Source organism: Ruegeria sp. CE8, from assembly GCF_056537465.1.
In genome coordinates, this window is the sequence record NZ_JBQFRP010000006.1 from 18537 (window position 1) to 40278 (window position 21742).

A 21742-nucleotide genomic window follows, 5' to 3' on the forward strand; every position below is an offset into this window, starting at 1 on the left:
GAGCACCCCAGCGAAGGACAAGCAAAATTACTCTCGAGCCCGATACTCCGACCAACGCCCGGGAGCTCAGCAGGTTGCAGAACCGAAATCAGCTGATCCACGCGGCTGCAGAAGCTATCCATATATTCGGAATACGCGGAACAACCACGGCAAGAATTCAAGAGTTGTCGGGATTGTCGAGAGGGATGGTGAACCTGCACTTTGGTTCCAAAGAGATGCTGTTGCTTGCGGTGGCTGAGGAACTCTCAGCCCGCTATGCCGGGCAGTGGAAGGCAATCTCAAACGATCCAGAGTTAAGCCCTGCAGAAAAGTTGATTTCCATCGTAGAAGCAGATTTCGACCCCTTGGTCCTTAATGCGAGAGACGTTGCGATATGGTTTTCTTTTAGGGCCGAAGCACTCTCGAACCCACACATATTTCCCTTCATCGACTCTCGAGACAATCGATTCCGGGCGGTAATTCTGAAGCTGTTAGAACAAATAAAGAGCGACGGTGATTACGAGGATGTAGACACCAAACTTGCAACAGATGCATTGATTGCTTTGCTGGAAGGGCTCTGGACCGACTTCCATTTGCATTCGGATACCTTCAAATCCGAAGATGCATTGAAGATCTGCCTGTTTGTCCTGCAGTCAATGTTTCCGAAGCACTTTGTGACACAGTCGTTTCACATGTGACCGCGACTGAAAAGATCGGGAGCGGACAACGGTTAATCACAAACCAGTTCGGGTTTCGCGGTTCAATCGGCGCAGGTCGTTTATCATTGCTTTGGCCAGAGAGATGCACATGAGCAGCAAGACGACACTGAACGGCAGTGCGCCGATTATCATGGAATTGGTCAAAGCCTCTAACCCGCCGCCGCCCGCGATAAGCAAAGTTCCAATGACAAGAGTCAGAAGAACGCCCCAGATGATGCGATGAAGCAAACCGGTCACTTCAGACCCTCCGGACATGATCGTGTTCATCACAAGGATGCCAGAGTCGGCGGATGTAACAAGGAATGTCATAGTTAACAGAACACACATGACGCTCACTACCGTGAGCAAGTCACCCGATATCATTTCCCCTAAGGTGACGAACAGTGTTGCCGTTGTTGATGCGGCAAGGATCGATCCATTGGCATCTCCATTCAATTCCAAATCAATGGCGGCCCCGCCCAGAATGGCCATCCAGGCGAAACAAACGAGGGACGGGGCAATGACCGCTCCAAGAATAAACTCGCGTACGGTTCGCCCTCTGGAGATACGCGCTAGAAAAAGGCCGACAAAGGGTGAAAACGCGATCCACCATGCCCAATAGAATGTAGTCCACCCGGCCTGCCATCCGAACAACCTGCCTCGTGTGCCCGCGTCGTAAGCTGCGGTCTTGGTTGCATCGGGAAGGCCGGCGGTATCGTTACTCAAACCTTCAAGAAAGGCTGCTTTTGTTCCCCAAGGATCAGTTGCACCTGTGAAGAGCTCTCCGACGTAGGGGGCCGCCTCAGCCGGTAAAACTGATGCAAACTCGACTTCGGAAATCGTGCGAAATGTTTGGAAACTAAGGGGGATGAAGTTTTTTATGTAGTCAACCAGCGCCGTAGCATAGGTCGTCGACGCAAAAGCGAATGAGCCATAAACAATGAAAACTGCCAGCAAAACCAGTGAAAATAGAAGATTAATATTGGACAAGTATTTGACACCGCGCCCAACGCCAGAGACTGCAGAAAGTGTCGACATCAACATGACAACTACTAACGCCGAAATCAGGCCGGTGGTCGACGGTTTCTTTGTGGTTGTCGCATTCTCCACAAGCCAATTCGCACCGGTAATCAGAAACGCACCATCCACCAATTGAGAAACGCCATATCCGATTGTTACCGCCACGCCGAGTATCGTCGCCACGACCCCGAGTATATCGATTGCATGACCTGCAACACCGTTTGAGTATTCGCCCAGTAACGGGGTCAGCGCAGTGCGTATCGTAAGCGGCATGCCTCTGGTAAATGCGTAATAGGCAAGGCTCAGACCGGTGACGACGTATATTGCCCAGGCGTGAAAGCCAGTGTGCAAAAACGTATAGCGATAAGCTCCTTCAACCGCCTCCTCGCTCTTGGGTGTGACTTCCCCGGAAACGGTCAATGGATTGGTTTCCCAAAGGCCAAGTGGTTCAGCGGTTGCATAGACCATGAGACCCACGCCAAGCCCCGCTCCAAACATCATTGAAAACCAGGAGAAGTTCGAAAATTCGGGTTTCTCATCTTCTGCGCCCAGCCGCATTCGTCCGGTTGAAGGAATGAGCGCGATAAGAAACAGGAAGATTACAAACAATCCAACGGAAAGGTTGTAGAAGGTATTGAACTCGGCCAACAACCCTGACTTCCAAGATCGCAGTGTATCGTTCGCAGATAGAGGCCACACCAGTGCCCAGAGGATCAGCAGGGAAACCGAAAATTTGCTCACCACCGCAATCGGCAGATTGTATCCTTTGTAAAACCCAGTCCGCTGAGTTTTTATTTTGAGGTCTGTGAAGGGATCCTCAAGCGCCATATTATCCCGGTCTTACAAAGATAGACTGCCTTGCGCGCCTCGCCGCCAGTCGTCAGCATTCGCGAGGACGTTTACGATGCTTTTAGCATCCAAAGAATAGACATGAACTGCAACATTTTTCCACTGCACTGCCTTTGATACGCCGGATGAACCAAATAAGTTTCTGAATGTTTGGCGGTTGGATGTTGCCCGAAACAAGTGGAGTTTGGCTGCCTCAAAGGCGTCGAAATTCTGCCTATGTGTCTGTCACAACCTGAGAGCACAGAGCCCTAAGCGCATTCCTTTATGCCGAGCCCTATCAGGTGCTCTCCGGAAACAAACAAAAGCTCATCCGGTCCCACAAATCTCGCTTTGGACATAAACCAGCTTCGTATCGGATGAGGGTAGTACTGGGAAAGAGACGCGCTTTGTCTGTCGAATTCATCGACCGTCATTTTGGCCCGTTTGAAACGGTGGGGGCCATGGAAGCCAAACATTGTTTCGGGTGAGATGCAGACATCATCCGCGCCCAGCAACATGGTGCAGCTGGAATGGCAATACTCTCCGATGATTTGGAACTGCGCGTTGGTCTTGTTGGCAATTTCAATCTGCACCATGCGGTCCACAATGCGACCGCCGGGATCATCGACAACCTGTATCTCTTTCGATGCCGCCGGCACACTCATCAGGAAGAGCGCTGCCAACGCTGCTATAGTGCCTCTCATCCGCCCGCCTGCTCAAAGGGTGGAGTTTTTTGGTTTTCAGGCCATTTAACAGAAAAATTGAGACACAGAAAGATACGCCAGAGACGAGCAAAAAACCTGTGGGAACAAAACCTCACCCGGCGGATAGGAAAAGCGCGCAGCCCGATTGCGCGCTCTGAACAGGCCTCTTAAGCTCGCTTCTCGCCGATTGTTGCGACACCCAGAACGGATAGCACTTTGGCTTCGATCTGCTCGGCATTCAGGCCTGCGACCGCATACATATCGGCCGGGCTGGCCTGATCGATAAACGTGTCAGGCAGCACCATCGAGCGGTACTTCAGCCCGTGATCAAACACGCCTTCATCCGCCAACAGTTGGGCAACATGGCTGCCGAATCCACCAACTGCGCCTTCTTCGATCGTGATCAGGGCTTCGTGGTTGGCCGCTAGGTCCAAAATCAGGTCGCGATCCAGCGGTTTGGCAAAACGGGCGTCCGCGATGGTGGGGGTGATGCCCCGCGCAGACAGAGCTTCGGCCGCTTTCTGAACTTCGGCCAGCCGTGTTCCAAAGGACAGCAGCGCGACGCGTGCGCCTTTCTGGATGACCCGTCCTTTGCCGATCTCCAGAACCTCACCGCGCTCGGGCAGGTCGACGCCGACGCCCTCGCCTCGTGGATAGCGGAAGGCAATCGGGCCGTCGTTATGCGCGGCGGCTGTGGCCACCATGTGCACCAGTTCGGCTTCGTCCGCAGCGGCCATGACGACCATGCCCGGAAGGTTGGCCAGATAGGCGATGTCAAACGATCCCGCATGGGTCGCGCCGTCTGCGCCAACCAGACCCGCGCGGTCGATGGCGAACCGCACCGGCAGGCGTTGAATGGCCACGTCATGTACGACCTGATCGTAGCCACGCTGCAGGAAGGTGGAATACATCGCACAGAAAGGTTTCATCCCACCGGCTGCCAGAGCCGCGGCGAAGGTCACACCGTGCTGCTCGGCAATCGCCACGTCAAAACAGCGAGATGGATAGCGGTCGGCAAACAGGTTCAGCCCGGTTCCGTCCGGCATGGCGGCCGTCACGGCAACAATCTTGTCATCCCGCGCGGCTTCTTCGACCAGTGTTTTACCAAAGACCGAGGTGTAAGAGGGCGCATTTGACGGTGCCTTCTTTTGCTCACCGGTAACAACGTCGAACTTCGCCGTAGCATGGCCCTTGTCGCGGGCCTGCTCGGCGGGTCCGTAGCCTTTGCCCTTCTTCGTCAGCACATGGATCAGGATGGGTCCGGTCGCCCGCGCCTTGACCGTGCGCAGAACCGGCAGCAGCTGATCCATGTCGTGGCCGTCGATAGGCCCAATGTAAGAGAACCCAAGCTCTTCAAAGAACGTCCCGCCCATCGCCATGCCCTTGAGCATTTCCTTGGCGCGCTTGGCCCCCTCGCGGAAGGGCTCCGGTAGCAATGAAACCGCGCCCTTGGCAGCGGCTTTCAGATCGTGGAACGGTGCCTCGGTGTAAAGCCGGGACAGATAGCTGGACAACGCGCCAACCGGCGGAGCAATGCTCATTTCGTTGTCGTTCAGGATGACGATCAGGCGCTTTTTGAGGTGGCCGGCGTTGTTCATCGCCTCAAAGGCCATACCGGCGGACATCGAACCGTCGCCGATTACAGCAATCGCATCGCCCAATCCTTCGGGCGTGACGCCACCCAGATCGCGCGCGACCGCAAACCCCAACGCAGCGCTGATCGAGGTCGAGCTATGCGCCGCGCCAAACGGGTCATAGGGGCTTTCGCTGCGCTTGGTGAAGCCGCTTAGCCCTTCTTTCATCCGCAGGGTGCGGATGCGATCCCGCCGCTCGGTCAGGATTTTGTGCGGATAGCACTGATGGCCAACGTCCCAGATGATCTTGTCGCGTGGCGTGTCGAATACCGCATGCAGCGCAGTGGTCAGTTCGACCACACCCAGACCTGCGCCCAGATGCCCGCCAGTGACAGACACGGCCGAGATCGTCTCTGACCGCAATTCCTGTGCCACCTGATGCAATTGCGCGTCCGAAAACTGCTTGAGGTCCGCAGGGCGGCTCACAAGGTCCAGCAGGGGTGTGTTCGGGCGGTCAGACATTTGGCGTTCCTGGCTTAGCTGTCCCGGGCAATAACGAAGCGAGCCGCGTCCTTCAAGGTTTCAGCCCCGGAACCGTATCCATCCAGCGCCGCACAGGCCTGATCCACCAGATCAGCGGCGCGGGATTTTGCGGCGTTCAGACCCAAAAGCGAAACAAACGTGGCCTTGCCGGCCTCGGCATCCTTTTGCAGTCGTTTACCGGCCTTCTCGGCATCACCTTCAACATCCAAAATGTCATCAGCGATTTGAAAAGCAAGTCCAAGCGCTTGGGCATATTGGCGCAAGGGTTCAGGGTCGGCCTGCGCCAGACGGGCCCCTGCGCAGGCTGACCATTCGATCAGCGCGCCGGTTTTGCCGGCCTGCAGCTTGGTGATCTGCTCAAGCGTCAGTGGATCAGGTGCCGTCTCGGCCGCAATGTCCAGCGCCTGGCCCAATACCATCCCCTGTGCTCCGCCGGCTTTGGCCAGTGTTAGAGCCAAATCGGCGCGAACGTCGGCATTTCCAACTTCTGGTCGGGTGCACAGTTCAAATGCCAGTGTCTGCAGGGCATCACCGGCCAGAACTGCAGTGCCGTCATCCCACTTCACATGCACCGTCGGGCGTCCGCGTCGCAGATCGTCGTCATCCATGCAGGGCAGGTCGTCATGAACCAGCGAATAGGCATGCAAGGCTTCGATCCCTGTTGCAGGCCAGATCGCTTGCGCGGCGTCGACGCCATGCATCCGGGCGCTTTCCAGCACCAGAAAGCCGCGCAACCGCTTGCCGCCTTCGGTGGCATAGGCCATCGCCTGGGTCACATCCAGATCGTCCAGCGCGCTCAGGACCAGATCGAACTGAGCCTGAATCCGCGCGGCGTCCTGCGCCAGAACTTCCTTGAACATTTACTGACCTTCGACAGGGGTCGTCCCGGTTGGCTGTCCATTAGCGTCCAAAGTGATCGCCGCCACTTTTTCCTCGGCCCGCTTCAGTTCGTCTTCGCAGCGTTTCTTCAACGCGGCACCGCGCTCATACAGGGCAATGGACTGATCCAGAGCCACGTCACCACGCTCCAACTGGCCGACAACGGCCTCAAGCTCTTTCATCGCTTGTTCGAATGTCATCTGATCAACTGGAGTATCGGTCATCGGGCTGCCTTCATCAGTTCTTCCACATGGGCGCGAGTGGCCTCGGCAAGTGCGTTCAGATCATACCCACCTTCCAAAGTCGAGACGATACGGCCTTCACACAGCTCGTCGGCGATTTTGCACAGCTCGGCGGTGATCCAAGCAAAATCGCCTGTGGACCAGTTCAGATTGGCCAGCGGATCGTCCTGATGCGCGTCAAAGCCTGCCGAGATGATGATCAGTTCCGGCTTGAACGCGCGTAGGCGCGGGAAGGCCTGCGCCTCATATGCGGCGCGCATCTCGGCCCCGCCCGAACCGGGGGTAAGCGGGATGTTCAAAACGGTGTCATAAGCACCGGTCTCATCCGGACGACCCGATCCGGGCCATAGCGGCATCTGCTGGCTGGTAACCACCAGAGCGCGGGCTTCGTCCCACAGCAAATCCTGCGTGCCATTTCCGTGGTGCACGTCGAAATCCACGACGGCCACGCGGTTCAAGCCGTGATGATCCAGCGCGTGTTTGGCGGCCAGCGCCGCATTGCCGAACAGGCAGAACCCCATTGCTGTTTCCGTTTCGGCATGGTGCCCAGGTGGGCGAATGGCGCAAAAGGCGTTCGGGGCCTCGCCGCCCAAAACCATATCCACCGCGCGCACAACTGCTCCGGCGGAGCGATAAGCCGCATCGACCGAACCCGGCGACATGAACGTGTCACCGTCAATCTGCGTAAAACCGTCCGACGGCCGGTTGTCACGGATATCCCGGATGTGGCTTTCGGGGTGGACGCGCAGCAGATCGTCATCTGCGGCCAAAGGGGCCGTTATACGGGCAATGTCCAGCCCTTCCAGCGCGTGAAGGATGTGTTCCAACCGCGCTACCCGTTCGGGGTGTCCGTCAGGCGTCACGTGGCCAAGGCAATCGGCGTGGGTCAAAAGGGCGGTCTTCATCGTGATCCCCAGTTCATCTTGCTAAAAATACCTTCGCCGAAAGCGCGAAAACGCCGCGTAGCGGCAGGCTTAATCCGGCGCCAACATATATCCGGCCCCGCGAACAGTCTGCAAATAGCGCGGCTGCTTGGGGTCCTGTTCGATCTTGCGGCGCAGACGCGTGATCTGAACGTCTACCGCGCGCTCCTGCGCCTGACCCTTGTCGCGACCCAGATCCTCGACCAGTTTGGCCCGGCTGATCGGCTCGCCGGGTTGGGCCGAGAAAATCTTCATCAACTGGCTTTCCGTCGCCGTCAGGCGAACCGGTTCCTCGCCCTGCCACATCTCGCCACGCTCGATGTCGTACCGGATCGGACCGAGATGCAAAATTTTTGCAGCCGTATCCTGCGCCGGAGTTTCTGGCATCCGCCGCAGGATCGCGTTGATCCGCAACAACAGCTCTTTCGGCTCGAACGGCTTGGCCAGGTAGTCATCGGCACCGGCCTCAAGCCCGGCAATGCGGTGCTCGGTCTCACCGCGCGCGGTTAGCAGCAGGATCGGTGTGGCATGGGTCTCGCGCAGGGCTTTGGTCAGGCTGACACCATCTTCGCCCGGCATCATCACGTCCAGAACGATCATGTCGAAATCCAGCCCGGACAACACCCGTCGCGCATGAGCAGCATCCCGCGCGGCCGTCACCAAAAAACCGCTCCGCATCAGGAACTTCTTCAACAGGTCACGAATGCGTTCGTCGTCGTCGACGATCAGCAGGTGGGCGTCCATATCGCTCATGAGGTGGTATCCCGCAATTTCGTATATGCATGACGCATATCAGCATCCATCATCGCTTCAAGCACTTTACGAAACCCTGACACCGCCTCAGGACCCGCCTCTTTATAAGCCGCGCGCATCCGCACGCGCTGGGCCTCAGAGAGTTTGGCTTCAAGCGCCTTGCCTTGTTCCGTCAGAAATAGGTGTCTTTCGCGTTTGTCCACCGATCCGACCCGGCTTTCGACAAGACCATCCTCGATTAGCGTGCGCAAAACACGGTTTAGAGACTGTTTTGTGACGCCGAGAATGGCCAGCAGGTTGTTGACCGTTGTCCCCGGCGCACGGTTGATGAAGTGGATCGCCCGGTGATGCGCCCGACCATAGGCCATCTGTGTCAGGATTCGGTCCGGGTCGGCGGTAAAGCCGCGATAGGCGAAGAACATCGCCTCGATCCCCTGTCGCAACTGCTCGTCGGTCAAAAACAGCAGGCTCTCGCCGCCGAAGACTTGGGCGGGGCGCGTATCCGACATATTATGCCTCATTCGTTACACCGAGCCGAGTTTATGTCAGCGTTATTGACATTCCAAGGGTGGACAGGTATCGAATCTCAGTTTTTGCGCAATAATATGTCCGGTTCGGACTTAAGTCGCGCAACAATCGGAAATTGATCCCGGGTCAGGAGGATTCGTATGGCGGGGTATGATGATCGTGATGGAGTCATCTGGTTGGATGGCAAACTGGTGCCCTGGCGCGAAGCCAATGTGCACATCCTGACCCACGCGATGCACTACGCGTCTTCGGTGTTCGAGGGTGAGCGCGCCTATAACGGCAAGATCTTCAAAAGCCGCGAACATTCCGAGCGTCTGATCGCCTCGGCCGAGGCGCTGGACATGCCGATGCCCTATTCGGTTGATGAGATCGAAGCGGCCAAGGAAGAGGCGCTGAAGGCCAGCGGTCTGCAGGATGCTTATGTCCGTGCGCTGGTCTGGCGCGGGTCCGGGGAAGATATGGGTGTGGCATCGGCCAAGAACCCGGTTCGGATGGCCGTCGCCGTCTGGCCCTGGGGGGCCTATTATGGCGATGCCAAGATGCAGGGCGCCAAGCTGGACATCGCGGAATGGAAACGCCCCAGCCCAGAGACCATCCCGGTTCACGCCAAGGCGGCCGGTCTTTATATGATCTGCACGATTTCGAAGCATAAGGCCGAGGCCAAAGGCTGCTCGGACGCGTTGTTTATGGACTGGCGCGGCTACGTGGCCGAGGCCACCGGGGCCAATGTGTTCTTTGTAAAAGATGGCGAGGTCCATACGCCTCTGGCCGACTGCTTCCTGAACGGCATCACGCGTCAGACAGTGATCCAGATGCTGAAAGACAAGGGCATCACCGTCCATGAGCGCCGCATCAAGCCCGAGGAAATGGCCGATTTCGAACAATGCTGGCTGACCGGCACGGCGGCTGAGGTCACTCCGGTGGGTCAGATCGGCGACTACACGTTCGAGGTCGGAGACCTTACGCGCGAGATCGCCGCAGATTACGAGGCTCTGGTCCGCGTCTGATCGCATCCAAAAACGTAAACCAGAACCCTCGCGTATTCGCGGGGGTTTTTCTTTGCCGAGCGTTCAAGTTTCTGTGCAGATCGTTCAGGTGACTGGACGACTGCGCAATCGCGTATACGTTACGACCATGTTGGACCTGCTCAGCGATATTCTCACCCGCCTGTCCCTGCGCGGGACATTCTACTTCCGAACCTCGTTCACGCCGCCCTTTGGCATTCAGGTGCCAGCGTTACAGAACGTCGCCCGGTTTCACTTTGTGCAGCGTGGGGAATTGAAAGTACATGTCTCTAACACAGGCGAAACGCTGCGTTTGAAGCAGGGCGACCTGATCCTGATTCCTCACGGCACCGCCCATGCGTTGCTGTGTAATGAGGTCAAACCGCTGGATGCGTTGCCGCTGGAGCAAGTGCTGGAAGATGCCGGGTATCAGGGTGATGGCGTCCTGATATATGGCGGCGAGGACAAAAGCCGCGACACCCAGCTGATCTGCGGCCATTTCTCGTTCACCGGTCCGCCCGGACGGCAAGGCACCGGGCATATGCTGATCGACCGACTGCCCCCATACATCCTGATCGAAAACTACGGCGAAGAAGCGGGGTCGTGGATTGAGGCCACACTGCGCATGATCGGGTCCGAGATCAACGGCGCACGGATTGGAGGCGACCTGATTGCCCTGAAGCTGTCCGAAGTGCTGTTTGCCCAGGCCATTCGCGCGCATCTAGAACATCAAAGCCCCAGCGACACCGCTTTGGCCGGGTTCGCTGATCCACGAATCTCACGCGCGTTGACCGCCTTTCACAAGGCTCCGGCTGAAAATTGGAGTGTTGAGACACTGGCGCGCGAGGCCGGGATGTCGCGCACTGCTTTTGCACAACTGTTCGCCGAGAAGATGGGGACGACACCGATTCAGTATCTGACCGATTGGCGAATGCAGATTGCCTGCCATGGTCTGACGGAAAGCCGCTGGAACGTCGCCGATGCAGCCGCTGAGGTTGGATACGCGTCCGAGGCAGCGTTTTCACGGGTGTTCAAGAAACAGATCGGCCTGTCGCCGGCCGCTTATCGATCAATGCACTGATCCAACCCGGTTCTGAACGATCTGCAATTTTTTGCGGACGATGCGGAGTTAAACGTTCGGGCTCTCCGACCTAGCTTGAGGCTATGCCAAGCAAGGAAAGGAAATTTAAATGTCCGTTCGTTTCGTTACCCGCTCTGTTCACGCCTATCTGGACTACCCCGTTGCCCTGGCCCTGATGGGGCTACCCTTTGTGCTGGGCTTGGGGCAGTCCAACCCGATAGCCTTGTGGCTGTCCGTCGCTACAGGGGTAGCCGCCTTTGTGCTTACGGTCCTGACAGACCATCACTTGGGGATCTGGAGGGTTCTGCCCTACAAGTTTCACCTGGCGGTCGATCTGCTGGTCGGCGTTGTTTTTCTGGCCGCGCCCAGCCTGTTTGGGTTCTCGGGGTTGGACGCGATATATTACTGGCTGAATGGCGTGGCGGTCGTGGCCGTTATTTCGCTCAGTGCGCCGGAAGAGGGCGTGACAGCCTAAGCCATCCGGTGTCACAAATTCATCGTGATAGTTTCAAGAATCTGAGCCGCTTGTTTTACAAACAGGCGGCTCACTGCCGCTCACCAATCGCGTGACCCCGATGGGTCGCAAGTCAGGAGAGCTTTAATGACACGAATCCTTCGCCCCAACCGCCGTGCCTTTCTGGCCGGCAGCACCGCATTTGCCGCGTCTTTGTCGATGCCTGCGATCAGCCGAGCATCGTCGCGCCCGGTGTTCACCCACGGTGTCCAGTCGGGCGATGTGGATATCACTTCGGGTATGATCTGGACCCGAACAGACCGCCCCGCCCGCGTGACGATGGAGGTGGCGACAACCGAAAGCTTTGCCGATGCCCGCAAGCTGGCTCCGCTGGACGCAATCCCGAACAGCGATTTCGCCGTAAAGCGGCTTGTTGACGGGCTGCCATCCGATCAGGACATATTCTACCGGTTCGTGGCCGCCGATCTGAGCGATATCAACGTCACATCAGACCCTATTGTAGGTCAATTCCGCACTGCACCGACCTCGCGTCGCAATATCCGCTTTGCCTGGTCGGGTGACACGGCCGGTCAGGGCTGGGGCATTGATGACGAGGGTATGCGCACTTACGCCACAATGGCGCAGCATAAGCCGGACTTTTTCATCCACTCTGGCGACACGGTCTATGCAGATGGTCCGATGAAGGACGAGGTCGAAAAAGACGGGCAGGTGATCTGGAAAAACACCACTCTGATTGACGAGAAACGCAAAGTGGCCGAAACGCTGGACGAATTCCGCGCCCAGTGGAAATACAACATGATGGATGAGCATGTGCGCGCGATGAACGCCGGCTGCCCGACCTTCTTCCAGTGGGACGACCATGAGGTCGTCAACAACTGGTCGGACGCCAAGGATCTGATCTCGGATGACCGTTACACCGAGAAATCGGTGCATGTGCTGCAATCCCGTGCCGGCCGCGCCTTCCATGAGATGACGCCGCTGCGTTTCACACCGGCTGAGCCGGGGCGAGTGTATCGCAAGATCTCGTACGGCCCGATGCTGGACATATTTTTCCTTGATCTGCGCAGCTATCGCGGACCCAACGGGCCGTCCATGGAAGAGGGCATCACTGATCAATCCCGCATTCTTGGGGCCAAGCAGCTGGCATGGCTCAAGCGCGAGCTGGCATCGTCGCAGGCGACATGGAAAGTGATCGCATCGGATATGCCGATTGGACTGATTGTCTGGGACAACTGGAAGGAACAGGCCGGAGCAGAGGCGATCTCGAATGGTGACAGTGGACTGGCTAGGGGGCGTGAGTTGGAGATCGCCGATCTGCTGCAATATATCAAAACAGCCAATGTCACCAATACGGTCTGGTTCACTGCCGATGTGCACTACACAGCTGCGCATTACTATGACCCTAACAAAGCGCAATTTCAGGATTTCGTGCCATTCTGGGAGTTCGTTTCAGGCCCACTGCACGCCGGAACATTCGGTCCGAATGGGCTGGACGGAACGTTCGGCCCCGAGGTGAAATTCATCAAGGCACCGACCGAAGAGCAGGGCGCGAACCTGCCACCAAGCGCTGGTCTGCAGTTCTTTGGTCTGGTCGACATCGACGGAAGGACCCAGCAGATGACCGTGCGCCTGATGGACCGGGCTGATAACGAGCTCTGGTCGATCACTCTGGACCCGCAGACCAAAGCCATCTGATCGTTTTGGTCGATTTCTACGCGCCCCGACAGTTAGGTCGGGGCGTGTCCGTTTTCACTTGAAATTTCCGACAAAAATAATCAGATAATGGCCAGGGCCAGATGTGTTGACATCCAGCACAGGATTTCGAGGCGGTCTGCGGGCTTAGCGCAAATTTGGTGAGGGCGCGCCACCGCCTCGGAAACGACGCAGATAACAGAGGTTGATGATGGGCGATCCGCTCGACGAAATCATGGCGCGACACGAGGCTGCAACCGCGTGCGGATGTTGCTGTGATGACGACTATTGCGCCTATGTCGATACACCCAAAGCCATAGGTCCTGACAAAGAGGATCTGTCGCTACCCCACAGCGCCGCAAGCAGACGCGGGTCGGTTAGGTTTCTCAACGAACATCCGCCGGCATAGCAGCCCCATTTGGGGCTGTTTAGGCTCTGACCTTCAGAAATCCACGCCGCGCTGGGCTTTGATTCCAGCTTGGAATGGGTGTTTCTCTTCGGTCATTTCGGTGACCAGATCGGCATAGTCACGCAACGCCTGCGGGGCGTCTCGCCCGGTCAGGAACACGCTGGTTTTTTCAGAGCGTTCGTTCAGCCCGTCGATCACTTGTTCGATCGACAGGTATTCATAACGCAAGGCGATGTTGATCTCATCCAGCACCACAAGATCGTAGTCGCCGCTGGACATCAGGGCGCGGGCCTTGTCGAAGGCGGCATTTGCGGCGGCGATGTCCCGCTCGCGGTCCTGCGTGTCCCAGGTAAAGCCTTCGCCCATCGTGTGCCAGGTCACCAGATCGCGCTCTTCGAAGAAACGCCGCTCACCGGTTTTCCATTTACCTTTGATGAATTGCACAACGGCGACCTTCTGGCCCCACCCCAGCGCGCGGATCACAACGCCGAACGCGGCCGAGGATTTGCCTTTGCCCTTGCCGGTGTTGATCAGAACAAGCCCGCGTTCCGGATCGACGGCCTCGGACACTTTCTTGCGGTGCTGGGCTTGCACCTTTTGCATCTTTTCCTTGTGATCTTGTGCGTCGCTCATGGGAAACCCTCATCTTTTGTTGGGCACACCCTAGGGGAAGTTCCGCAAAGGTAAAGGTCAGGCTTTGGGATCCGTGACCGCGCGGGCCTTTCCGCGTTCCAACCCCAACTGATGTTCGCGCCAGATCACCACGATGTTGCCTGCGATCACCAGCGCTGCACCGGCCAGCATCACCAGAGTCGGCAACTCGCTGAACCAGACATAGCCAATGATGATGGCAAACAGCATGGATGTGTAGTCATAGGGCGCCAGCATCGAAGCCTGCCCAAAACGATAAGAAGAGGTCACCAGAATTTGGGCAACGCCACCGACCAGACCAGCCAGGATCAAAAAACCAGCTTGCTCCCACGTCGGTAAAACCCAGCCCCAAAAGAAGGTCAGCCCGGACAGAATGGTCGCGGTCATCGAGAAATAGAACACGATAGCGGCCGGATGATCGACCTGCACCAACTGCCGGATATGGATCTGCACAAAGGCGCGGGCGACGGTCGCGCCCAGAATGCACAATGCGCCGATGGTTGCCGCGGCTTCCATGTTGTTGCCGCCCAGTCGAGGCCAAATCATGATCAGAACACCCAACAGGCCGATGGCCACGGCGGCGATTCGGATTGCTCGGATGCGCTCACCCAACATGATTGCTGCCAGGATTAGAGTGAAAATCGGCGTGGCGTATCCAATCGCGGTGGCCTCGGGCAGAGGGATCAGGCCAAGGCCGGTGAAGGTCAGCCCCATCGCGGTGGTCCCCAGCACGCCGCGCCAGAAATGGCCCATGGGTTTGCGCACAACGAATCCCCGCGCCAATTCTCCGCGTGCGATCAGCCAGATCATAATCACTGGAATGGCAAAGAGGGACCGGAAGAACACCATCTCGCCCGGTGGAAAATGATCAGACTGCGCCTTGATTATCGCCGCCATGACCGTGAACAGAAACACCGCGCTCGACTTCAGAGCGACGGCCAATATGGGTCGATGCGATGTTAAGGGTTTTGCCATCGGCGCGAACCTGCGCTTTTGGCCGGGAAAGATCAACGCGTAGTTTACAGATTCGTCCAATCAGGCGGCAGAGGACTGCCGATCTCTTGCGCGAATTCTTCGAGAAACCGGATCATCCGTTGGATCCTCCGCTCGGCGATCTCTTTACCGGTTTCCGTCAGCATGTCGCCGGGCAGGCGCAACAGTTTGACCTTCCAGTGATCGATTGAAAAATGCAGATCGTCCAGCGGGCGATTGGCGGCAAACGGGTCCGCCGGGTCATACAGCGACCGCCCCAATGCTCCGGATACCGAGAAGTTTCTAGCCACCCCTATGGCCCCCAGCGCATCCAGCCGGTCCGCATCACGCAGGATACAGGCCTCGGGCGTTTCCGGCGTGATATTGGCCGAAAAACTATGTGCCTCGATCGCGTGTTTGATCGCTTGGACCTGATCTTCAGAATAGCCGAGATTGCCAAGAATAGGCTCTGATTCTTCGGCTGATCGGCGCGATGCCATTTGGCGATCCGGGTCATCTTTGGACAGGTTGACCAGATCATGCAGATAAGCCGCAGCCAGCAGCACAGGCATGTCGGTTTGGTCAGTGGCTATGGCCTGGGCGTTCACCCAGACCCTGTCCAGATGGGCCAGATCATGTGCTGGGTCGGTTTCCATGCGCTGCACGACAACGGCGCGCAGGCGGGTGCGCAGATCAGCCGATCCGTCCACGGTTTTCTCCGATCTGGCCACGGTGCAGCAGCAGGTGGTCTAGGATCACACAGGCCATCATCGCCTCACCCACAGGCACGGCGCGAATGCCAACGCAGGGGTCGTGGCGGCCTTTGGTGATAATCTCGGTTTCTTCGCCGGATTTGGTGATGGTTTTGCGGGTTGTCAGGATCGACGAAGTCGGTTTGACCGCAAAGCGCACGACGATGTCTTGCCCGGTTGAGATACCGCCCAAGATGCCGCCCGCGTGGTTCGAGCTGTATTGCGGGCCGTTCTGACCCATAAAGATCTCATCCGCATTGGCCTCACCTGTTAGTTCGGCGGCGGCCATCCCTTCACCGATCTCAACGCCTTTCACCGCGTTGATCGACACCATCGCAGCAGCCAAATCAGTGTCTAACTTGGCATAAACTGGTGCTCCGATCCCGGCGGGTACACCGCGCGCCACGACCTCGACCACCGCGCCAACCGAGTTGCCGGACTTGCGCAATTCGTCCAGATAAGCGGCCCAGTCCGCAGCAGCCGTAGCATCAGGGGTCCAGAAAGGGTTCTGTTCGATCTGGGACCAGTCGAAATTGCCCCGGTCAATCTTGTGGGGTCCGATCTGAGTCATATACCCGGTGATCTGAACGTTGGGTGCGATCTGCTTGATCGCTTCTCGAGCCAACCCGCCAGCTGCTACACGCGATGCGGTTTCCCGTGCCGAGCTGCGCCCGCCGCCCCGATAGTCCCGGATGCCGTACTTTTGCCAGTAGGTAATATCAGCGTGCCCTGGACGGAACTTGTCCATGATATCGCCGTAGTCTTTCGAGCGCTGATCCGTGTTCTCGATCATCAGCTGCACCGGCGTACCCGTTGTCTGGCCTTCAAACACGCCGGACAGGATTTTCACCTGATCAGGTTCGCGCCGCTGGGTGGTGAATTTGTTCTGACCCGGTTTGCGTTTGTCCAGCCAGTGCTGAATCATGCCCTCGTCGATCGTGACGCCCGGGGGGCAGCCATCGACGGTCGCACCCAAAGCGGGCCCGTGGCTTTCACCCCAGGTGGTAACGCGGAAGAGGTGGCCAAAACTGTTCATCGACATGGGGCATGCTCCTTTGAGCGTCGTGATTAGCGGGCAAGGCCCTTGGCCTCAAGCGGATTTGCAGTTGGGGCGTGTTGGCCCCAACCCAATGAACTTACGCAGCGGTGGCCAGTTGTGCGCGTGTCGCGTTGATTTTCAGCGCAGCTTGAGCAGCTTCGCGGCCTTTCTCCACAAAATGCGCGCGATAGATTGCGTTGTGGTGATCTGTCTCCTGATACTGATGCGGCGTCAGGGAAACAGACAGGACCGGTACACCGGTATCAAGGCCGGCGCGCATTAACCCGTCCACAACGGCCTGAGCCACGAAATCATGCCGGTAAATGCCACCGTCGACGACAAATGCGGCGCAGGCGACAGCCGCATAGCGGCCGGTTTCAGCAAGATCGCGGGCGAGCAGCGGCATCTCGAACGCGCCGGGGACGTCGTATACGTCGACCTGATCGGCAGGGATGAGTTCAAGAAACCCTTCGAGAGCCTGGTCAACGATATCGGAATGCCAGTTGGCTTTTACAAAAGCATAGCGGGTGTGTGTCATCGTGATCTCCTTTCAGTTTGGTGGCCTGCTGGCGGTCGCGAAAAACCGGTTCCCACTTTTCGCTGCCAGCCCGGCATGACACGTCACCCAAGGCGATCACGGGCAAGCGCACGGCAAGGCCGACGCGCTGCACGTTCTCTTTCATCCGGACTGTAACCGTCGGCTCTGGCCTCTCACCAGATCTGCTGACACCCTTCCATGGTTCCACAATTCCTCCGAAAACCGGTTCCCACTTTTCGGATCGTGGATACGGCAGAGCCGCTCGCGGGCTTACGGGTCGTAGCCCGCATACCGCCGGTGGGGAATTGCGCCCCGCCCTGAGAACGGGCGGACCTTGCCAAGGTGCGGGCAGTTCTGCAAGAGATTTTGCAGGAGGATTCCCATGCATCCCAATCCAGCCTTTCGCGCGGAAGAAACCGCGCGCCACATCTCCTTTGCACGTGACCGGGCATTTGGCGTTTTGGCCGTGTCGACAGAGTCCGCGCCGTTGATCAGCCATGTCCCGTTTCTGCTGTCCGAGGATGGGTCACTGGCGGAACTGCATCTTGTCCGGTCTAACCCGATCGTACGCGCGATAGCAGGCTCTAAACAGGCCCGGATCGCCATAAATGGTCCGGATGGGTATGTTTCGCCGGACTGGTATGGTGTCGAAGATCAGGTTCCGACCTGGAACTATGTTGCTGTTCATCTGACAGGCCAATTCGAGCAGCGCCCGCAGGAGGAGCTGTTGGACCTTTTGGATCGCCAGTCGGCGTTCTATGAGGCGCGGCTGTTGCCGAAAACCCCGTGGGTCACCAGCAAGATGAGCCCGGGCGCGCTGGAGCGGATGATGCGTATGATCGTGCCGTTCCGCCTTCGAATAGATGATATTCAAGGCACCTGGAAACTGAACCAGAACAAACCGGATACGGCGCGTAGGAACGCTGCAGAGCATATCGCGCGCGATGGATTCGGCTCTGAACTGCAAGCCCTGCGGGCGTTGATGGCCGCCACCGGACCTGACACCAACTGACGGGTTTTGTTTTGCATTTCGTCGTGTAGAGTTCGGGCAATTCAGGGAGATCGCTAATGAAGCTCTATTTCAGCACAACCTCACCATATGTACGCAAGGTCATGGTTTTATTGCATGAAACCGATCAATTGCAGGACGTGGAGTTGTTGTCCGTGGCGACGACACCCATGACCCCTGCCGAGACATTGCTCGCCAAGGCACCCTTGACAAAAGTTCCGGCGTTAGAGCGCCCGGATGGGCCAACCCTGTTCGACAGCCGCGTTATCTGCGCCTTTCTGAACGACCGCGCGCTGGCCGGGTTGTATCAAGAAGGGGCCGCGCATTGGGACGTGCTGACATTGGAAGCACTGGCTGATGGTATTCTGGATGCGGCGCTTCTAATTACCTACGAAGGCAGGATGCGACCCGAAGACAAACAATGGGACGGCTGGGCCGACGCGCAGTGGGACAAGATCGAACGTGCCTGTGCGGCGTTGAACCAGCGCTGGATGGCCCATCTGTCTGGGACATTGGATATGGGGCAGGTGGCAGTAGCCTGTGCGCTGGGCTATCTCGACTTCAGGCACGATGCGCGCGGCTGGCGCAAAGGAAATGATGCGTTGGCCGCCTGGTACGAGAAATTTTCGGAACGCCCAAGCATGGTCGCGACACAACCGCCAGCCTGATCCGGGTATTTAAGGTGCTTGCCGCTCTGGAATCAGAGCGGCCAACGGACGAAGTTACTCGCTGAAGGTCGCCAGATAGGCCGCGATATCCTCGGCGCCCTTTTTCAGTTTGACGCTCATGTTCGGCCGCGCGGTTTCGTCGTCCAAATACTCCTGAATGAAGCCAATCGGGTTTTTGGAGTAAGTGGCGATGTTCTCCTCGGTCCAGACCAGACCTTCCTGACCGGCCCGGATCATGTCGTCGGTGAACATTCCGACCGGCAGACGCTCGCTTCCGTTCAGGTAATCGTATTCGGTTCCGGCGGCGCGACCGACTACTCCATAAAGATTCGGGCCGGTGATGCCACCTTTGACCAGAACCTCGCCATCTTTGATGATCGCATGGCACGAAGAACAGCGGTTATAGAGCTTTTCGCCTTTCGCCGGATCACCGGCTGCAAATGCCTGAGACGAAACGGCAAGCGTGAAGGTCAGAAATGTTGCACAGAGCTTTGACATGGGTGACGTCCTGCTAAGGTTGTATTACCCTGGGCTTTCGATCATTCGCGTCGAAAGTGCAATCAAAATCAGGCTCGTCTAAGTGCTTGTAAAATATCTATTTTTAACTCAGGTTTTCCGCACCTTTGCGATTTGAGGGCGCTGCAAGCTGCGAAACGTAAATCGCTGTTTCATTTTTGGAACCGAACTAAAGATACCGGTACATGTAGGTCGTCGCGTGGCGGGATTTACCATCGGGGTCGAATGCGAAATCGGGGATGACGCCTGCCGGTTGGAAGCCGACGGACTTGTATAGGGTTTCTGAGACGTCGCCCGTGCGCGTGTCCAAAGTGACGAGCGTCTTTCCCGCTTGTTGCGCGGATGTCAGAGCTTCACTCATCAGTGCCTTTCCCAAACCACGGCGTCTGGCCTGGGGGTGCACGATCATCTTCGAGATTTCTGCCCGGTGGGGTTGATTAGGGGGCATGCTGAGCAAAACCTGAACCGTGCCGATCAGCGAACCCTCCCCAAACGCACCGAACAGATGCCGCCCACCCTTTTCTACGGCGGGTTTGACGTCATCCGTCCAGAATCGTGCGGCGGTCTCGTGGTCGAGGGGCATCATGAAGCTGATCGCGGCGCCGTCGGCAACACTGTCGACAAGCAACCGGCACAGGTCTTTCAAGTTTTCGTCGATGTCCGTTGCGGTAAGGCGGGAAACGCGAGGTGGCTGATATGTCATGACAGGGCGATCATATAAGTGCAGGGCGTTTGGGTCGTTTTGAAAACGGTCTCGCCGAACAGGATGTAACGAAGACAATCCCCTTGGCGAAGGTCATGCGATTTCCCCTCGACCGTGATTTCGATCTGCCCGGACAGGACATACACATGATGCTCTTGCCCCGGGATCGCGGGAGCGTCGTAGGCAATGCGCTGCTGCGCACCCAGAGTGCCTTCGATCAGCTCAACCGAAAGCTGCCCGCTGGGAGGCGACACGTTGCGGCGTTCAAATGCTTGAGCGGGATCCGTCCAAACCGGTTGGTCTTGCCGCCGGACGATCGGTTGGAAACTCTGCTCTAAAGGCGCAAGAAGCTGAGAGATTGGCAGCGCATAGGCTGCGGCCAAACGTCCAAGCGTCTCGGCGGTTGGGCTGACTTCGTTTTTTTCAATACGCGACAGGGTGGCGCGGCTTAATCCCGTTTTGCCGGCCAGCGTATCGAGTGTCATGCTGTGATGCTCTCGCAATCCACGCAAATGTGCAGCCAGTTTCTCTGTGGTGGGGTTTAAAGCGTTGCTCATATATGGGAATATTCCCGAATATGATCGATTGATCAAGAGGCATCAGTGGAGTTTTCAATCAGGAGCTAAAAATCGGAAAGCGGCACACCCTTTACCGCCGGCAAATTTCGCAGAGGGTTGGCATATGCTTGAACTGTAAAGAGCTGGATCACCCCAGCATCCAGGTATCCCGCCGGTGCAAACCGAATCACATTGTCAGCGAGTTGGGTGACCGGCGTGTTTTTCCCGAAATTCAGGTCCGTATCTTGAAATTTTAGCCCCTCGTTGTGACATGAATGCCCGGATGTGGCGCACTGCGCGCCTATGACCGCTGGACGAACCGATTTCTCCCGGCTAGATAGCCGCGATGAGACGCCGCTTTGATGCGGTGCTGATGCATGTTTGCCCGCACCCGCGGGCGCCGGAATCGGAGAAAACCTCGTGTCCCACGCAGAAGACCACGAAGGCACCCGCAGAGATTTCCTCTACTACGTCGCTGGCGGCGCAGGTGTCGTTGCGACGGGTGCAGCCGTATGGCCCCTGATCAACCAAATGAATCCCTCGGCAGACGTTCAGGCGCTGTCCTCGATCCGTCAGGACGTAAGCGGGGTCGAGCCGGGCACGCAGCTGACCGTTAAATGGCTGGGTAAACCCGTATTTATCCGTCACCGCACCGGTGCTGAGATTCAAGAAGCTCAGGAACAGGACGCCGAAGGCGTTGACGCGCTGCCTGATCCGCTGGCGCGCAACTTCAACCTGCCTGCGGACGCGCCGGCGACCGACGCCAACCGCGTAATGCCGTCGCCCGAAGGCGAAGCACCAGGTGCATGGATCGTTCAGATGGGTGTTTGTACCCACCTCGGCTGTGTGCCGCTGGGTGATGCCGGGGACTTTGGCGGCTGGTTCTGCCCCTGCCACGGTTCGCACTATGACCTTGCCGGTCGTATCCGCAAAGGCCCCGCGCCTGAAAACCTGCCCGTTCCGCCCGTTGAATGGGTGGATGCGACAACCATCAAGCTCGGCTAA

General features: G+C 57.6%; 24 protein-coding genes and 1 riboswitch. Of the genes, 8 read left to right on the plus strand and 16 right to left on the minus strand.

Annotated features, from left to right (window positions below):
* Nucleotides 1-74: 74 nt before the first annotated feature.
* A complete protein-coding gene (locus tag ACR0AA_RS11515; RefSeq protein ID WP_480664865.1) occupies nucleotides 75-677 on the plus strand; it encodes a TetR/AcrR family transcriptional regulator in 603 nt (200 codons plus the stop codon).
* A gap of 36 nt (nucleotides 678-713) precedes the next feature.
* Here the strand turns inward: ACR0AA_RS11515 and ACR0AA_RS11520 are convergent, their stop codons facing one another.
* From ACR0AA_RS11520 to ACR0AA_RS11555, 8 genes are all read right to left on the minus strand, one after another.
* Nucleotides 714-2525 (minus strand): BCCT family transporter, encoded by a 1812-nt coding sequence (locus ACR0AA_RS11520; protein WP_480756106.1) that lies wholly within the window; start codon nucleotides 2523-2525, stop codon nucleotides 714-716.
* Nucleotides 2526-2794: 269 nt separating this feature from the next.
* Nucleotides 2795-3229, minus strand: coding sequence for a hypothetical protein (locus ACR0AA_RS11525; RefSeq protein WP_480664867.1), 435 nt, complete (start codon nucleotides 3227-3229; stop codon nucleotides 2795-2797).
* A 167-nt stretch (nucleotides 3230-3396) separates the two neighbouring features.
* Complete coding sequence (gene dxs / locus ACR0AA_RS11530) at nucleotides 3397-5325, minus strand: 1-deoxy-D-xylulose-5-phosphate synthase (protein WP_480664868.1); 1929 nt, start codon at nucleotides 5323-5325, stop codon at nucleotides 3397-3399.
* Nucleotides 5326-5339: 14 nt separating this feature from the next.
* Entirely contained in the window at nucleotides 5340-6206 is an 867-nt protein-coding gene (locus ACR0AA_RS11535; RefSeq protein ID WP_480664869.1) for a polyprenyl synthetase family protein, read from the minus strand.
* Nucleotides 6207-6449, minus strand: a complete 243-nt coding sequence (locus ACR0AA_RS11540) for an exodeoxyribonuclease VII small subunit (protein ID WP_058272726.1) — start codon at nucleotides 6447-6449, stop codon at nucleotides 6207-6209.
* Entirely contained in the window at nucleotides 6446-7372 is a 927-nt protein-coding gene (locus ACR0AA_RS11545; RefSeq protein ID WP_480756107.1) for a histone deacetylase family protein, read from the minus strand. Before ACR0AA_RS11545 ends, ACR0AA_RS11540 begins: the two co-directional genes overlap by 4 nt.
* Nucleotides 7373-7441: 69 nt before the next feature.
* Entirely contained in the window at nucleotides 7442-8143 is a 702-nt protein-coding gene (locus ACR0AA_RS11550) for a response regulator (protein ID WP_480664871.1), read from the minus strand.
* Nucleotides 8140-8652 carry a MarR family winged helix-turn-helix transcriptional regulator gene (locus ACR0AA_RS11555; RefSeq protein ID WP_239340233.1) on the minus strand — a complete coding sequence of 171 codons (513 nt, stop codon included), beginning with the start codon at nucleotides 8650-8652 and terminating at the stop codon, nucleotides 8140-8142. Before ACR0AA_RS11555 ends, ACR0AA_RS11550 begins: the two co-directional genes overlap by 4 nt.
* Nucleotides 8653-8811: 159 nt before the next feature.
* Here ACR0AA_RS11555 and ACR0AA_RS11560 point away from each other — a divergent pair, with 159 nt between their 5' ends.
* From ACR0AA_RS11560 to ACR0AA_RS11575, 4 genes are all read left to right on the plus strand, one after another.
* Complete coding sequence (locus ACR0AA_RS11560) at nucleotides 8812-9678, plus strand: branched-chain amino acid aminotransferase (protein ID WP_480664872.1); 867 nt, start codon at nucleotides 8812-8814, stop codon at nucleotides 9676-9678.
* A gap of 127 nt (nucleotides 9679-9805) precedes the next feature.
* Nucleotides 9806-10756 (plus strand): AraC family transcriptional regulator, encoded by a 951-nt coding sequence (locus tag ACR0AA_RS11565; RefSeq protein WP_480665054.1) that lies wholly within the window; start codon nucleotides 9806-9808, stop codon nucleotides 10754-10756.
* A 109-nt stretch (nucleotides 10757-10865) separates the two neighbouring features.
* Nucleotides 10866-11231, plus strand: coding sequence for a hypothetical protein (locus ACR0AA_RS11570; protein WP_480664873.1), 366 nt, complete (start codon nucleotides 10866-10868; stop codon nucleotides 11229-11231).
* A 126-nt stretch (nucleotides 11232-11357) separates the two neighbouring features.
* Complete coding sequence (locus tag ACR0AA_RS11575; RefSeq protein WP_480664874.1) at nucleotides 11358-12926, plus strand: alkaline phosphatase D family protein; 1569 nt, start codon at nucleotides 11358-11360, stop codon at nucleotides 12924-12926.
* Between the two features lie 439 nt (nucleotides 12927-13365).
* Here ACR0AA_RS11575 and cobO read toward each other — a convergent pair whose 3' ends face one another.
* From cobO to ACR0AA_RS11600, 5 genes are all read right to left on the minus strand, one after another.
* Entirely contained in the window at nucleotides 13366-13965 is a 600-nt protein-coding gene (gene cobO / locus ACR0AA_RS11580) for a cob(I)yrinic acid a,c-diamide adenosyltransferase (RefSeq protein ID WP_480664875.1), read from the minus strand.
* 57 nt (nucleotides 13966-14022) lie between these two features.
* Nucleotides 14023-14958 (minus strand): DMT family transporter, encoded by a 936-nt coding sequence (locus tag ACR0AA_RS11585; RefSeq protein ID WP_480664876.1) that lies wholly within the window; start codon nucleotides 14956-14958, stop codon nucleotides 14023-14025.
* Between the two features lie 44 nt (nucleotides 14959-15002).
* Nucleotides 15003-15665, minus strand: a complete 663-nt coding sequence (locus tag ACR0AA_RS11590) for an HD domain-containing protein (protein WP_480664877.1) — start codon at nucleotides 15663-15665, stop codon at nucleotides 15003-15005.
* A complete protein-coding gene (aroC, locus tag ACR0AA_RS11595) occupies nucleotides 15649-16749 on the minus strand; it encodes a chorismate synthase (RefSeq protein WP_480664878.1) in 1101 nt (366 codons plus the stop codon). The genes ACR0AA_RS11590 and aroC overlap by 17 nt, the downstream gene beginning before the upstream one ends.
* 94 nt (nucleotides 16750-16843) lie before the next feature.
* Nucleotides 16844-17284, minus strand: a complete 441-nt coding sequence (locus ACR0AA_RS11600) for a 6,7-dimethyl-8-ribityllumazine synthase (protein WP_480664879.1) — start codon at nucleotides 17282-17284, stop codon at nucleotides 16844-16846.
* A gap of 129 nt (nucleotides 17285-17413) precedes the next feature.
* Nucleotides 17414-17613, minus strand: a riboswitch (FMN riboswitch).
* 53 nt (nucleotides 17614-17666) lie between these two features.
* Here ACR0AA_RS11600 and ACR0AA_RS11605 point away from each other — a divergent pair.
* The gene (locus ACR0AA_RS11605; RefSeq protein ID WP_480664880.1) at nucleotides 17667-18296 is read left to right on the plus strand and encodes an FMN-binding negative transcriptional regulator; all 630 of its coding nucleotides are present in this window, start codon (nucleotides 17667-17669) and stop codon (nucleotides 18294-18296) included.
* Nucleotides 18297-18352: 56 nt separating this feature from the next.
* The gene (locus ACR0AA_RS11610) at nucleotides 18353-18961 is read left to right on the plus strand and encodes a glutathione S-transferase (protein WP_480664881.1); all 609 of its coding nucleotides are present in this window, start codon (nucleotides 18353-18355) and stop codon (nucleotides 18959-18961) included.
* A gap of 54 nt (nucleotides 18962-19015) precedes the next feature.
* Here the strand turns inward: ACR0AA_RS11610 and ACR0AA_RS11615 are convergent, their stop codons facing one another.
* The 3 genes from ACR0AA_RS11615 to ACR0AA_RS11625 form a co-directional block, all read right to left on the minus strand.
* Nucleotides 19016-19459: a c-type cytochrome gene (locus tag ACR0AA_RS11615; protein ID WP_480664882.1), complete on the minus strand. Its 444-nt coding sequence runs from the start codon at nucleotides 19457-19459 to the stop codon at nucleotides 19016-19018.
* 187 nt (nucleotides 19460-19646) lie between these two features.
* Nucleotides 19647-20180 carry a GNAT family N-acetyltransferase gene (locus tag ACR0AA_RS11620; RefSeq protein ID WP_480664883.1) on the minus strand — a complete coding sequence of 178 codons (534 nt, stop codon included), beginning with the start codon at nucleotides 20178-20180 and terminating at the stop codon, nucleotides 19647-19649.
* Nucleotides 20177-20737, minus strand: coding sequence for a helix-turn-helix domain-containing protein (locus ACR0AA_RS11625; RefSeq protein WP_480664884.1), 561 nt, complete (start codon nucleotides 20735-20737; stop codon nucleotides 20177-20179). The genes ACR0AA_RS11620 and ACR0AA_RS11625 overlap by 4 nt, the downstream gene beginning before the upstream one ends.
* A 420-nt stretch (nucleotides 20738-21157) precedes the next feature.
* Here ACR0AA_RS11625 and petA point away from each other — a divergent pair, with 420 nt between their 5' ends.
* Nucleotides 21158-21742: a ubiquinol-cytochrome c reductase iron-sulfur subunit gene (gene petA, locus ACR0AA_RS11630; RefSeq protein ID WP_170349660.1), complete on the plus strand. Its 585-nt coding sequence runs from the start codon at nucleotides 21158-21160 to the stop codon at nucleotides 21740-21742.